Raw genomic sequence first — 11,844 nt, forward strand, 5'->3', positions numbered from 1 at the left:
TAGTTTAAACAGATTAAGCGAAACGAGAGAACGAGAGCAAACCTCGTTATCCAGAGAAGGAGAGAAAGCGCAATGGTTCGTATTGCAATCGCAGGAGCAGCAGGCCGAATGGGCCGTAATTTGGTTAAAGCTTCACACCTTAATCCAGTGGCGACAGTGAGCGCGGGATCAGAACGACCTGAGTCCTCACTTGTCGGTGTCGATATCGGTGAACTTTGTGGTGAAGGCAAATTCGATGTGTTCTTAACGGATGATCTTGCTAAAGACGTTGATAATTTTGATGTAATCATCGATTTTACTGCCCCAGTAAGTACGTTGGCGAATCTTGAACTGTGTAAGAAGCATGGAAAGAGTATTGTGATTGGGACGACTGGTTTCAGTGATGCAGAGCGTGAACTGATTGACGAAGCCGCTAAGCAAGTGCCTGTTGTCATGGCTCCTAACTACTCTGTTGGTGTGAACCTAGTATTTAAGCTTCTTGAGAAAGCAGCCAAAGTGATGGGCGACTACTGTGATGTTGAGATTGTCGAAGCACATCATCGTCATAAAGTTGATGCTCCTTCTGGTACCGCTATCGGGATGGGCGAAGCCATTGCTGGTGCGATGGGCAACAAGCTGAATGATGTAGCTGTCTATGCGCGAGAAGGTATCACAGGTGAACGTACTAAAGATGAGATCGGCTTTGCTACAATTCGCGCTGGCGATATTGTCGGTGAGCACACAGCCATGTTTGCTGATATTGGGGAACGAGTGGAGATAACGCACAAAGCGACCGATCGTATGACGTTTGCTAATGGCGCCGTCAAGGCCGCTGTTTGGTTGAGTGCCAAACCAGCGGGCTTTTATACCATGACAGATGTTTTGGGATTGAATGAACTCTAAATACATAATTATTCGCCGGCGGTAGCCGGCTTTTTTATATCTATAGAATTATTTGTAAATGAAATGATTCTAACAGAAAGTATTTTGGTGCTTACTTTTGTTGTTGTTTTGGTTGTTTTGTGGGTGTTTTGGGTTTTGATGTCTAAAAACTAATGTCTTTTCTGTTGGGTGAACGTTTGCGTGAAAAACTCATACTTTTTTGTGATCTCTAAAAAGTTCAAATTTGTAAAATTCATTAAACCTCTATGCCTCTCTATGTAATAGCATGTAAAAGTTATCTTTTTGGGCCTTACTGATTCAAAATGACCTTACTCGCTAGAAATTAATCATTTATTTTTGATTGTAGGTTGACAGGTTTCGAGTCCAACTTTAGAATACCGCCAATTTGTCTGAAATACCTATTTATGTAGATTTTATAGGTAAAGGAAGGCATGTTTGCAGTTTGATTTATTTTTTTTGCATTTTTATTCTGGAGGTTGTCTTGGGTAAATTAGCACTGTTGGTCCTAGAAGATGGGACAGTGTTCCGCGGAGTGTCCATAGGGGCAGATGGTCTTTCCGTTGGTGAAGTCGTTTTTAATACCTCGATGACGGGGTATCAAGAAATCCTCACTGATCCTTCCTATTCTCAGCAAATCGTCACTCTCACTTATCCTCACATTGGCAATACCGGAACCACTTCCGAAGATGAAGAATCCTCTTCCATTCATGCACAAGGCCTTGTGATTCGCGATCTTCCTCTAATCGCTTCTAACTTCCGTAACGAACAATCCCTCTCTGATTATCTTAAGTCGCAAAATATCGTTGGCATCGCTGATATCGATACTCGTAAGCTCACTCGTATCCTGCGTGAAAAAGGTGCTCAAAACGGCTGTATTGTTGCGGGCAACAACCTAGACGAAGCTTTGGCACTAGCGAAAGCAAAAGAATTCCCAGGCTTAAAAGGAATGGACCTTGCGAAAGAAGTTACAACAAAAGAAGCGTATCAATGGAAGCAAGGTTCGTGGACGCTTGAAGGTGGACTTCCAGAGGCGAAAGATGACAGCGAGCTGCCATACCACGTTGTCGCTTACGACTTCGGCGCAAAACGCAACATCTTACGAATGTTGGTTGACCGCGGCTGCCGCTTAACGGTTGTACCTGCAGAAACGTCAGCGGAAGAAGTTCTGGCACTAAATCCAGATGGCGTATTCTTATCGAACGGCCCTGGTGACCCAGAACCATGTACTTACGCGATTGAAGCAACCAAAGTGTTCCTAGAAAAAGGCTTGCCAATTTTTGGTATTTGTCTAGGTCACCAAATTCTGGCGCTAGCATCAGGTGCGCAAACGGTGAAAATGAAGTTTGGTCACCACGGTGCAAACCACCCAGTAAAAGATTTAGAGCGTAACGTTGTGATGATCACTTCGCAAAACCACGGCTTTGCGGCAGATGAAGCAACATTACCGGAAAACTTACGTGCTACTCACGTATCGCTATTTGATGGCTCTTTGCAAGGTATCCACCGCACAGACAAGCCAGCATTTAGCTTCCAAGGTCACCCAGAAGCGAGCCCAGGTCCACATGACGCGGCACCGCTATTTGACCACTTTATCGAACTAATCAAAAAACACAGCGCTTAATTCGGAGTAGTAGATAATGCCAAAACGTACTGACATTCAAAGTATTCTAATTCTTGGTGCTGGTCCGATTGTTATCGGTCAGGCATGTGAGTTTGACTACTCTGGCGCACAAGCGTGTAAAGCTCTTCGCGAAGAAGGCTACCGAGTTATCCTGGTTAACTCTAACCCAGCAACCATCATGACTGACCCAGAGATGGCAGATGCGACTTACATTGAGCCGATTCAGTGGGAAGTTGTACGCAAGATCATCGAGAAAGAACGTCCTGATGCAGTTCTGCCAACTATGGGTGGTCAGACAGCACTTAACTGTGCGTTAGATTTAGAGAAGCACGGCGTTCTCGCAGAGTTTGGCGTAGAGATGATTGGTGCAACGGCTGATGCAATCGACAAAGCGGAAGACCGTTCTCGTTTTGATAAAGCGATGAAGTCTATCGGCCTTGAGTGTCCTCGCGCAGATACAGCGAAGAGCATGGAAGAAGCTTACAAAGTTTTAGATATGGTTGGCTTCCCTTGTATCATTCGTCCATCGTTCACCATGGGTGGCACTGGTGGTGGTATCGCGTACAACAAAGAAGAGTTCGAAGAAATCTGTCGTCGCGGTCTGGACTTATCTCCGACCAACGAACTTCTTATCGATGAGTCACTCATCGGTTGGAAAGAGTACGAAATGGAAGTCGTTCGTGACAAAGCGGACAACTGTATCATCGTATGTTCAATCGAGAACTTTGACCCAATGGGCATCCATACAGGTGACTCAATCACGGTTGCTCCAGCACAAACACTGACTGACAAAGAATACCAGCTTATGCGTAATGCATCGCTAGCCGTTCTACGTGAGATTGGTGTTGAAACAGGTGGTTCAAACGTACAGTTTGGTATCAACCCGAAAGATGGTCGTATGGTCATCATCGAGATGAACCCGCGTGTATCTCGCTCTTCTGCGCTAGCATCAAAAGCAACAGGCTTCCCAATCGCGAAAATTGCCGCGAAACTGGCTGTTGGCTTTACGCTAGACGAACTACAAAACGACATCACAGGTGGTGCAACACCTGCGTCATTTGAACCAACTATCGACTACGTCGTAACTAAGATCCCTCGCTTTAACTTCGAGAAATTTGCTGGTGCAAACGATCGTCTGACAACTCAGATGAAATCGGTTGGTGAGGTAATGGCGATTGGTCGTAACCAACAAGAATCTCTTCACAAAGCACTGCGTGGCCTAGAAGTTGGCGCAACTGGTTTTGATGAGATGGTCGATCTGGAAGCGCCAGATGCACTGACTAAGATTCGTCACGAACTTAAAGAAGCAGGTGCAGAGCGTATCTGGTACATCGCCGATGCATTCCGAGCGGGTATGTCAGTCGACGGTGTGTTCAACTTGACTCAAATCGACCGCTGGTTCCTGGTTCAAATCGAAGAAATTGTAAAACTCGAAGAACAAGTCAAGGCGGGCGGCTACGCAGGTTTGACCAAAGAAGTGCTTCGTCAGATGAAACGCAAAGGCTTCTCTGATGCTCGCTTGTCTAAGTTGCTTGGTGTCGCTGAAAGTGAAATTCGCCGTGCTCGTGAGCAGTTTGATATTCATCCGGTTTACAAACGTGTGGATACATGTGCAGCAGAGTTTTCTTCTGACACGGCTTACATGTACTCATCTTACGATGAAGAATGTGAAGCAAACCCAACAGACAAAGATAAGATCATGGTTCTTGGTGGCGGTCCAAACCGTATCGGCCAAGGTATCGAATTCGATTACTGTTGTGTCCATGCATCACTTGCGCTGCGTGAAGACGGTTACGAAACCATTATGGTTAACTGTAACCCAGAAACGGTATCTACTGACTACGATACGTCTGATCGTCTGTACTTCGAGCCAGTAACTCTGGAAGATGTACTGTCTATCGCTCGCGTTGAAAAACCAAAAGGTGTGATTGTTCAGTACGGTGGTCAAACGCCACTTAAACTGGCTCGTGCTCTAGAAGCGGCTGGTGTGCCAATCATTGGTACTAGCCCAGATGCTATCGACCGTGCGGAAGACCGTGAACGCTTCCAAGCCGCTGTTGACCGTTTAGGTCTACTTCAGCCAGAAAACGCGACAGTAACAACGATGGAGCAAGCGGTTGAGAAATCGAAAGAAATTGGCTTCCCATTAGTTGTTCGTCCATCTTATGTACTCGGTGGTCGTGCGATGGAAATCGTGTACGACGAGCAAGACCTGCGTCGCTACTTCAACGAAGCAGTAAGCGTATCGAACGAGTCTCCAGTTCTGCTAGACCGTTTCTTGGATGATGCAACCGAAGTTGATATTGATGCTATCTGTGACGGTGAACGCGTCGTTATCGGCGGTATCATGGAGCACATCGAACAAGCGGGTGTTCACTCTGGTGACTCTGCATGTTCACTGCCTGCATACACGCTAAGTCAGGAAATTCAAGACAAGATGCGTGAGCAAGTTGAGAAGTTAGCATTCGAACTCGGTGTGCGCGGTTTGATGAACACGCAGTTTGCTGTGAAAGATAACGACGTTTATCTAATTGAAGTGAACCCTCGTGCTGCTCGTACGGTACCATTCGTATCGAAAGCGACAGGCGCTCCTCTAGCGAAAATCGCTGCACGTGTAATGGCGGGTCAATCTCTAGAGTCACAAGGCTTTACTAAAGAGATTATCCCTCCTTACTACTCAGTGAAAGAAGTGGTTCTGCCGTTCAACAAATTCCCTGGTGTTGACCCTCTATTGGGCCCTGAAATGCGCTCAACAGGTGAAGTAATGGGTGTGGGTGCAACGTTCGCAGAAGCTTACGCGAAAGCAGAGCTAGGTTGTGGGGCGGTTTATCCTGAAGGTGGTCGTGCGCTACTGTCTGTACGTGAAGGTGATAAAGAGCGTGTTGTTGACCTAGCTTCTAAGTTAGTGAAACTGGGTTACCAGTTGGATGCGACACACGGTACTGCTGTAATTCTGGGCGAAGCGGGTATTAACCCACGTTTGGTAAACAAAGTACACGAAGGTCGTCCACACATTCTTGACCGCATCAAGAACAACGAATACACCTACATCGTAAACACGGCTGCTGGTCGTCAAGCGATTGAAGATTCGAAAGTTCTACGCCGTGGTGCACTGGCAGAAAAAGTGAACTACACAACGACACTGAATGCAGCGTTCGCTACATGTATGTCTCATACTGCAGACGCAAAAGCGTCAGTAACTTCGGTTCAAGAGTTACACGCTAAAGTGAAAGCGAGTCTAGACGCGTAACAGATAAAAATCAGTAAGCTCATTAATCAGAGCTTACATGACAACCTCATTGCCCGCTCATTTGAGCGGGCTTTTTTATATCGAGGTTTTTCTAAAATGAAGAGCATTAAAGTGTGCTAGGAACGATTGGTATGCTTCGCTTTTGAAGATCATCAAGCTAATGATGGCAAGCGATGTACCCAAAGATGAATAAATAGTACTACCACTTGCTGCAACAAAATTAATGCTGTAGGACTGAGGTATTAAGCCGACCATAACTCTTTAAGCAGATAGGTAATTAGAAAAAGTTAAAATAAGCAGTGTCGAGCTTAAAAACATACTAACTATGGAGTGCTTCGGTAGGTTCTTTTTTCTAAGACTAAGTTATAAGTTGATTCTTCAGTATCAAGAGAGTATCCGTTACTTTTTGCAAAAACATCTGCTGCTAGTAGCGAGGGATAAAGAAGAAAAAAACTAGTTACCGATATAGTTAGGAATATCTTACTAGAGCTTTTAAACTCACTTTTAGTTAGGAAATTATTTGATTTTAATGTTTTTACGGACATTCTAGAGCATTCAAATAAGATCAAACTAGAGCCTATAATCAAAATATCAGCCTGATCAAAAGATGAATAACTTTCATTATTATAGATGTTAAGATAAAAGTCTGACAATCCATCAAAACCATATATTAACAGTGATATTGCTGATGCTAATAAAATTATTAAATAAAAAAACACTTGCGTTCGGTCGTAACTCCCTTTTTTCATCGTAACAAACCTCGCTGTATTTCTTGCGAGAAAATCATACTTTGAGTTTTACGTTGAATCTCATTATATTCTTCTTTTGCTCTTCTCTTTGCTTCTATATCTCTTTGCTTTAAGTAAATATCTATAGAGGCTATTAACTTCTGTGTTAAACCTCGTTTATCATTTTCTCTATTCAATAAAAGACCTACAGCCGAGCTTATCAGAATAGCCCCTAATAATGGGCCAGCACTTAAAGTTACAACACTGCCACCCACTGCTGCGGCAAAGTTTACAAATATAGCTGCTGCAGCTGACGATAACCCGATAGTGATTATATCACTAGCTAAAGTACCAAATAGTTTGGCTAAGGTTTGACGGTCATTGAGGAAAAAGTCAATCACTCTGTATGTGGATATTAAGATAATTGTTATTATGCCCCCACTTCTAATGGATTGTAATGCCCCTTCTGGTCCAACAGCGAACTTTGCCACAGTTGGAGTGGGAAGAAATTTTCCTAATCCAGAAAGCTTTGAGTGCATAGCAGGGGAGCCTGTGAGTATGATATGTGGAGCTCCAGAATAATTTTTAACGATAACAGAGCTATTATTTCCGTACAAATAGTTTGATAAGTTGGTTATAAAAACTAAGTCCTGTCCTGTAGCATAATAGTTTGCTGTATTTTCAAACATTCCCTTTATCTTTTCCCAACGTTCTAATTTCGCTTTATCTTTTACATTGTTCTTGACAACGATATCGAAGCTCTCGATAGATAAGATAATGGTTTCTTGATTTCGATGTTGATGATTTGATTTATAAAGAGGGTAGGTGCTTATACTACCACTATTTTTTGAGGATTGATGTCGTGATAAAGGGTAGTTGCTAGTCATGTATTTTCCTCAGATATCGGGCCTTGAGCGCTGACAATGTAAACTCTACATGCTGAACAGATCTTTCATACTCGTCTAGTTTTATATTTAAAGGTAAGCGTTTGATCTCATTATCAGGAATAGATTTGTGACAGTGATTCAATTCTTTCTGACAACTAAATTTTATATAAAAGTTTGGAGTCAAGTTTAAGCATTAATTCTATGAAAATTAGGAATAGATTGGTGTCTTGACTTTCCATTGGTAGTTTTGTGAATAAGTGCTACCGTTTCTTCCTCTTTGATACCTCTTCAAAAAGGAAGTGTAGTGGAAATCACGGTTGAGATTTTGTTGGCCTTATTTTTGGTTGCGACTGCCGCAGGCTTTATTGATGCGATGGCTGGTGGGGGAGGGCTCATTACGCTCCCTGCGCTTTTGGCTGCGGGGTTGAGTCCGACTCAAGCTCTAGCAACCAATAAGTTACAAAGTTCGTTTGGCAGTTTCTCTGCTAGCTGGTATTTCGTGCGTAACGGTATTGTTAGCTTAAAGGAAATGCGTTTTGCGATACTCTGCACTTTTATAGGCGCTGCAATCGGTGCCGAGGCTGTGCAGTTTATTGATGCTAGCGTACTCACCAGTTTGATCCCTGTTCTTTTGATAGCCATTTCCCTCTATTTTTTACTCGCGCCAAGTACGCGAAAAATCGATGGAGAACCAAAGTTATCTGAAGCGATGTTTGCGCTATGCATTGGTGGCGGGATCGGTTTCTATGATGGCTTTTTTGGCCCTGGGACTGGATCTATTTTTACTGTTTGTTTTGTTGCACTAGGTCACTTTTCTTTGGTCGAAGCCACAGCTAGAACCAAAATCCTCAATTTCACGTCAAACATTGCGGCACTACTCTTTTTTATCTTAGCTGGGTTGCCCGTGTGGAAGCTTGGCTTAACCATGGCTGTTGGCGGTTTTCTTGGTGCTCAGTTAGGAGCGAAGGTCGTGGTAAGTAAAGGACAAAAATGGATTCGTCCTCTAGTTATAGTGATGTCGATGCTTATGGCAACGAAACTTCTTTGGCAACAACATCAGCAATGGATTCTGTCAGTGCTTTAACTCGTTCGCTACGATATGTGCTGTGACGTAAGCAGATATGTATTGGTCGAACTAACTGATCTAGCTCTTCAAAGTCATAGCAGAACTTAGATGTGATGTTAAGTGTCGTTAGGATAGATTTAGGGATTAAAGCGGGAGCCATACCTCCCAAAGCCAGTTGTGCTGCCGCAGTATACGAATCCATTTCCATCAAAGGTTCGATTCCGTGTTTGGATAAAATAGCTTGTTGATATGTGTTGGCAGGGTTAGTTAGGTCATTGGTCAAAATAGCTTTAGGTAGTTGTGAAAGTGAATGTCGACTGACAATTGAGAAAGGTTCATCGGCGAGGTGAAGGCTCATTAATCCATGATGAGGTGGTAGATAGCCAGCGCAAAATCCCAATGTTGCTTTGCCTGATTTCACATTCTCAATAATGCGTGGCGTATGATTGGTCGATATTCGTATGTACTGATCATGGGCAAAGTGTTCTGCCATGATCATGCTGAGGTATCCCGCCACTAAGGTTTCAGAGCAGTCCATTTTGATTAAAGAAGTATCTTCTATTTGTTGTTGATCGTGGATTTTTCCTCTTAACTCATTGAACGTGGGTTCTATTGTGTTTATGAGGGCAAGGCCATCGGAGGTCAGCTTTATGTGCCGACCATTTGGCTCTATCAATTTTTTTCCTAACTTCTTCTCTAGATTTGAAATACGTTTACTCACGGCAGATTGACTAATATAGAGTTGACTGCCTGTGCGGCTCATGGTTTTTTCTTTACTGAGGACAAGTAACGTTTCAATACCTTCAAGCAACATAATGATTAATGAAAGTTAGGAATGGTTGAGATAATTTAGCGAATTGCCCAAGAATTGGCGAATCAAATGAGCATAAATGAGAGGAGCCGACACTTGGTCGACTCCATAATGAGTGATGTTGTTGGTGTTTAACGGTTAATGGCGAAAGTTGGCAGGGATAGATGCCAACGAATCGCACCGAGACGTATAATGAGCGTTGAGATTACACCAGCGAGTAAAGCCGTTGAGTGGTCATAACCCATGTTTACCGCCATCGTATGGAAGATGCCGCCAATAATACATGCCGTAGCATAGACTTCACTTCTTAATACCATAGGAACTTCGCGAGCCAGCACGTCTCGTATAATGCCACCGCCACAGCCAGTAATAACCCCCATTATCACCGCGACCATCCCAGATGCATTGTAGGCGAGTGCCTTTTCTACTCCTATTCCTACAAATACAGCGAGACCGATGGCATCACAAACGGGTAATACCCACCATGAGAGTCGCTTGGGTCTTCGAATAACAAGCATGGTTAGTAGACACGTAACAAATATCACCCATAAGTAAGTCGTATCTGTTATCCAAAATACGGGAGTGGCACCAAGCGCCATGTCTCGGATTGTTCCGCCACCTATAGCAGTCACACTGCCGAGCACGATAACGCCGAATGGATCCATTTTTAAACGGCCCGCCAGTAATACGCCAGAGATAGCGAAAACAGCGGTACCGAACAAATCGATCATATAAAGCAGCATGGAGTCCATGTTACTTAGTACCTTTAAATAGTGTGAGAAAAAATGGGCGGAAATTGTACGGTATTTGCCACGAAATCGTTAGCGTTTTTGACGAACGCTTTTAAAGTGCTCACACACTTCCTTGATCGCGTTCAATGTGCGTGGTGTCGGACGGTTAATCCAATCAGAGTTTAGGGACCAGATGTGTTTGTTTTTAAGAGCAAGAAGCTCATTACTCCACTCAGCCCACATACCATCGTTACTCATTGCGTGACGAGAAGTAAAAATAACCTCTGGCTGGCGAGTAATGACTTGCTCGATGCTAACTTGAGGATAAGGCGCGCTAGATGCGGCGAAAATGTTCTCACCACCGCAAAAAGTAAAGACTTCACTTGGCCAGTTCTTTCCGGCGACAGTGATGATAGGCTTTTCACTCAACTGATAAAAGTAACTAACTTTCTCGTTCGTGTTGTACTGTTCTTTTAGTGTACTCAGCTGCGTTCTAAAATCTTCAGCGGCCTTTTTTCCTACTTGTGGAGTTTCGCTGTATTGGCTGAGTTGCTCGATATTATTGGCGATATCTTCTAATGAACCTGTAGTGGAGTAATAGATAGGAATACCGAACTGTTTAATTTTCTCCAACTCTTTAGCGGGGTTTCCGGCTGGCCAAGCAATCACTAAGTCCGGCTGAAGAGCAATAATGCGCTCTAATTTAATTCCTTGATAATTTGAGACTCTTTCTAGCTGCTTTGCCTGTTCTGGATAATCGCTCATTTCGCTGACAGCAACAAGCTGCTCTCCTAGCCCTGCTGCAAAGGCAATTTCGGTGGCATGTGGAGCTAAACTTATAATGCGTTGAGCGGGTTGAGCGAAGGTCGCTGTCGAAACAAACAGCGTTAATGCGAAGCATAATTTATTCATCATAATCCTTGATAAATTATTCCTAAAAGCAAACTTTGGATTGCGATCCAAGCCAGGACGCGCCAAACGAGCAGCGTATGTATTTGTGAAAGGTGAATAGCCGATGGCGCAATGCGCCCACCGATTTTTGCGCGCTCTGCACGCACACCTTGATAGATAGCAGGGCCGCATAAAGACAGTTGTAGTTTGTGTCCGATAGTACATAACACCCAGCTAGGTCCTGGTAAGGGCCAAGACTTCGCTTGCTGTTGTATTCCAGAGAGCACATTACTTGTATTCTTTCCGGCAGCTAAAAGTATGGCAAAGAGACGAAGTGGAATAATATCCAGAGTAGCAACCAGTTGAATCACAGGTTTACCAAAGGGCAAATATTGGCGTCGGCTAGGGGACCACACTCGCGCTAATTCTGTTGTGAGTCGATACATTAACGCACCAATACTACCTGTTAGTGCGTACCAAAATAGCACGCCGATCACGTTGCGGCTGTATCCCATAATCAGGGTTTCTGAGCCAGCTTTACCTATGCCAACGATCGAGAGGTTACCAGTGTCGCGATTAAGATATGGTTGCAGTAATGCTCGACATTGGGCTTTGTCTTCCGAAGAGATACTTGTGACGAGCTGTTTCGTTAACGTTTCGCTGTTGCGCCAGTCTAGCGCAAGGATCAATAGAACCAGTTCATATAAAGGGATTTGCCAAACAAATGGCTTTACTGCAATCAGTAATATCAAGCAAGGAAACAGCATCAAGCCTAATGCAAGACTGCCTGAGATTACACTCTGTGAGTAATTGTGATTATTGTTCACTTTGTTGGCTAGCTGTTCTGCTAGCTTTCGCCATAAAGTGATAGGGTGCGCTGAATGGGGGATTGGCACTAAAAGGTGCAAGATCAGTGCACCCCACATAATGAGGAGCGCACCGTTGGCATAAAATGACTGAAAAACTTCTTCCATGAA

10 protein-coding genes are annotated in these 11,844 nt (G+C 43.9%); 4 read left to right on the top strand and 6 right to left on the bottom strand.

Translation table 11 applies throughout. The annotated features are described in order from the left end of the window. Window positions 1-72 precede the first annotated feature (72 nt). The 3 genes from dapB to carB all read left to right on the top strand — a co-directional run bounded on the left by dapB (window position 73) and on the right by carB (window position 5,753). Window positions 73-882 carry a 4-hydroxy-tetrahydrodipicolinate reductase gene (gene dapB / locus R7Q47_RS18030; RefSeq protein WP_170890660.1) on the top strand — a complete coding sequence of 270 codons (810 nt, stop codon included), beginning with the start codon at window positions 73-75 and terminating at the stop codon, window positions 880-882. Between the two features lie 481 nt (window positions 883-1,363). Continuing rightward, window positions 1,364-2,503 carry a glutamine-hydrolyzing carbamoyl-phosphate synthase small subunit gene (carA, locus tag R7Q47_RS18035; protein WP_017821483.1) on the top strand — a complete coding sequence of 380 codons (1,140 nt, stop codon included), beginning with the start codon at window positions 1,364-1,366 and terminating at the stop codon, window positions 2,501-2,503. 16 nt (window positions 2,504-2,519) lie between these two features. Next, window positions 2,520-5,753 (top strand): carbamoyl-phosphate synthase large subunit, encoded by a 3,234-nt coding sequence (gene carB, locus R7Q47_RS18040; RefSeq protein WP_005381854.1) that lies wholly within the window; start codon window positions 2,520-2,522, stop codon window positions 5,751-5,753. 323 nt (window positions 5,754-6,076) lie between these two features. Here the strand turns inward: carB and R7Q47_RS18045 are convergent, their stop codons facing one another. Both R7Q47_RS18045 and R7Q47_RS18050 read right to left on the bottom strand, forming a co-directional pair. Further along, the gene (locus R7Q47_RS18045; RefSeq protein WP_017633621.1) at window positions 6,077-6,502 is read right to left on the bottom strand and encodes a hypothetical protein; all 426 of its coding nucleotides are present in this window, start codon (window positions 6,500-6,502) and stop codon (window positions 6,077-6,079) included. Beyond that, a complete protein-coding gene (locus tag R7Q47_RS18050) occupies window positions 6,499-7,368 on the bottom strand; it encodes a hypothetical protein (protein WP_017633622.1) in 870 nt (289 codons plus the stop codon). The genes R7Q47_RS18045 and R7Q47_RS18050 overlap by 4 nt, the downstream gene beginning before the upstream one ends. Before the next feature lie 304 nt (window positions 7,369-7,672). Here R7Q47_RS18050 and R7Q47_RS18055 point away from each other — a divergent pair, with 304 nt between their 5' ends. Continuing rightward, the gene (locus R7Q47_RS18055) at window positions 7,673-8,452 is read left to right on the top strand and encodes a TSUP family transporter (protein WP_017821480.1); all 780 of its coding nucleotides are present in this window, start codon (window positions 7,673-7,675) and stop codon (window positions 8,450-8,452) included. On the opposite strand, the gene R7Q47_RS18060 is transcribed toward R7Q47_RS18055, so the two are convergent. The 4 genes from R7Q47_RS18060 to R7Q47_RS18075 form a co-directional block, all read right to left on the bottom strand. After that, window positions 8,394-9,248 (bottom strand): LysR family transcriptional regulator, encoded by an 855-nt coding sequence (locus R7Q47_RS18060; RefSeq protein ID WP_064353625.1) that lies wholly within the window; start codon window positions 9,246-9,248, stop codon window positions 8,394-8,396. The genes R7Q47_RS18055 and R7Q47_RS18060 overlap by 59 nt on opposite strands. A 128-nt stretch (window positions 9,249-9,376) precedes the next feature. Continuing rightward, the gene (locus tag R7Q47_RS18065) at window positions 9,377-9,997 is read right to left on the bottom strand and encodes a TRIC cation channel family protein (protein WP_005387377.1); all 621 of its coding nucleotides are present in this window, start codon (window positions 9,995-9,997) and stop codon (window positions 9,377-9,379) included. Window positions 9,998-10,066: 69 nt separating this feature from the next. Beyond that, a complete protein-coding gene (gene btuF, locus R7Q47_RS18070; RefSeq protein ID WP_017633625.1) occupies window positions 10,067-10,888 on the bottom strand; it encodes a vitamin B12 ABC transporter substrate-binding protein BtuF in 822 nt (273 codons plus the stop codon). After that, on the bottom strand, window positions 10,888-11,841 hold the full coding sequence (locus tag R7Q47_RS18075; RefSeq protein ID WP_167415015.1) for a cobalamin biosynthesis family protein: 954 nt from the start codon (window positions 11,839-11,841) through the stop codon (window positions 10,888-10,890). Before R7Q47_RS18075 ends, btuF begins: the two co-directional genes overlap by 1 nt. Window positions 11,842-11,844 lie beyond the last annotated feature (3 nt).

The organism is Vibrio sp. Vb0349 (assembly GCF_033338975.1).

Bases quoted from the DNA above. Each gene is read 5' to 3' on its own strand.
- dapB (WP_170890660.1), top strand. From the start codon at position 73: ATGGTTCGTATTGCAATCGCAGGAGCAGCAGGCCGAATGGGCCGTAAT.
- carB (WP_005381854.1), top strand. From the start codon at position 2,520: ATGCCAAAACGTACTGACATTCAAAGTATTCTAATTCTTGGTGCTGGT.
- R7Q47_RS18045 (WP_017633621.1), bottom strand. From the start codon at position 6,502: ATGAAAAAAGGGAGTTACGACCGAACGCAAGTGTTTTTTTATTTAATA.
- R7Q47_RS18050 (WP_017633622.1), bottom strand. From the start codon at position 7,368: ATGACTAGCAACTACCCTTTATCACGACATCAATCCTCAAAAAATAGT.
- R7Q47_RS18060 (WP_064353625.1), bottom strand. From the start codon at position 9,248: ATGTTGCTTGAAGGTATTGAAACGTTACTTGTCCTCAGTAAAGAAAAA.
- R7Q47_RS18065 (WP_005387377.1), bottom strand. From the start codon at position 9,997: ATGGACTCCATGCTGCTTTATATGATCGATTTGTTCGGTACCGCTGTT.
- btuF (WP_017633625.1), bottom strand. From the start codon at position 10,888: ATGAATAAATTATGCTTCGCATTAACGCTGTTTGTTTCGACAGCGACC.
- R7Q47_RS18075 (WP_167415015.1), bottom strand. From the start codon at position 11,841: ATGGAAGAAGTTTTTCAGTCATTTTATGCCAACGGTGCGCTCCTCATT.